Source organism: Actinomadura bangladeshensis, assembly GCF_004348335.1.
Classification (GTDB): domain Bacteria; phylum Actinomycetota; class Actinomycetes; order Streptosporangiales; family Streptosporangiaceae; genus Spirillospora; species Spirillospora bangladeshensis.
In genome coordinates, this window is the sequence record NZ_SMJW01000527.1 from 1 (window position 1) to 1,656 (window position 1,656).

At 79.3% G+C, this 1,656-nt stretch carries 2 protein-coding genes; both read left to right on the plus strand.

From position 1 onward, the window contains the following. On the plus strand, positions 1 to 888 hold an 888-nt coding region (locus E1284_RS42280; protein ID WP_207924253.1), incomplete at its 5' end, for a hypothetical protein. Between the two features lie 143 nt (positions 889 to 1,031). Then, positions 1,032 to 1,656: helix-turn-helix transcriptional regulator (locus E1284_RS40585; RefSeq protein ID WP_131945417.1), on the plus strand; the 625-nt coding region annotated here is incomplete at its 3' end.

Sequence of the window (1,656 nt, forward strand, 5' to 3'; positions counted from 1 at the left end):
GTGCCGGCGGGGGCGGCAGGGTCGCGTGCGGGACCGCCGGCACCGGTGCCCGAGCCGCCGCCCCCGCTCCCGGCCGCACCGCTCGCCGAGCCGGACCCGCAGATCGCCGAGGCCTACGGGATCCGGTTCCTGTGCGGCGCCGACGACATCGGCCGCGTGGTCACCGAGGTGCGCCGGCGCGGCAAGTGGGCGCGGCGGCTGCGCGGGCAGGAGGTGTCGAGCGCGTCGGCGCCCGCGCTGCTGCTGATCGGCGCGCCGTCCAGCGGGCAGCGGCGGCTGGCCCGGATGGCGGCCCGCGCCCTCGCCGAGGTCGACGCCTCCAGCGGCGAGGTCCACTCCGTCCACGCCGAGGACCTGCGCGAGAACGGCCCCGACGGGCTGCGCGCCGCACTGGAGGAGCACGCGGGCCACGTCCTGCTGCTGGACGGCCTGGACGGGCTGATCCTGGACGAGGCCGACGGCGCCGCGTACGCGTCCGTCCTGTACCGGACGCGGCTGGAGGGCGTCAACGACACGGCGCTGCTCGGCACGTGCGAACCCGACCGGGTCGGCGAGCTGACGGCGGCGGCGCCCGAGCTGACCGCGGACCTGCGCGCGGTGCGGCTGCCGGACCTGGCCGGGCCGCAGGCGCGCGCGGCGCTGGTGCGGCTGCTGGCCGAGGAGCGCAGTCTGCGGCTCGGCGCGGACGCGTGGGCGGTGGTGAACCGCGAGGTGGGGTCGCTGCGGCCGCGCGGCCGGCTCACCGGCGCCCGCCTGGTGGAGGCCTACCTGGACCGCGCCGCGACCCGGCATCTGGGCAGCGCGGAGGCGACGCAGGCGATCGGCAGCGCACTGTCGCTGACGGCCGCCGACTTCGAGGGCCTGGCAGCGGAACTGTCCGGCCGCTGACCCCGCCCGCCGAGGGACCGGAAGCCCCCGGCCCTGCGGCGGGGGTGGACGGACTCCGGCCGGCGGCGGGTTCGCCTTGCGGGTAAGGGATTTGGGTCCTTCGGGGACGGCGGATCGCCGGTGGCTCGCGTCACGATGGGGGCGTGGATCGCATCGACCGGCTGCTGGCGCTCGTCGCCGAGCTTCGGGCGGCCTCCCCCGAGCCGGTGGGGCCGGCCGTGCTGGCGGCGCGGCTGGGGGTCGCCGAGCGGACCGTCCGCCGCGACCTGTCGCTGCTGGCGGACGGCGGGCTGCCGGTGCGGGCGGAGCGGGGCCGCGGCTACGCGCTGCCCGGCCCGCCGGAGGAGCCGGCGCCGCTGAGCGCGGTGGGGTCGCTGATGGGGCCGGTGCGCGGCACCCTCGACGCGGCGGTCCGCACCCGGCGGGTCGTGCGGCTGGCCTACACCGATCGGGCGGGGGCGCGCAGTTTCCGGGACGTGGAGGCGCACGGCCTGGTCATCGCCCCCTACGGGGAGTACCTGGTGGGGTGGTGCCGGATGCGGGACGGCCCGCGGATGTTCCGGCTGGACCGGATCGGCGCGGCGTTCCTGTCGGGGCGGGCGGCGCAGGTGCGGGATCTGGACGGGCTGCTGGCGGCGCTGCGGGTCCCGGTGCCGCGCCCGGGGGACGGTGCGGGGCCGCGGGGCCCGGCCGATCACGTGCGGGCGCGGGCGTGGACGCTGGACCGGCTGGAGTTCGTCCGGTCCCGGCTGCGCGACGCGGCGGCCG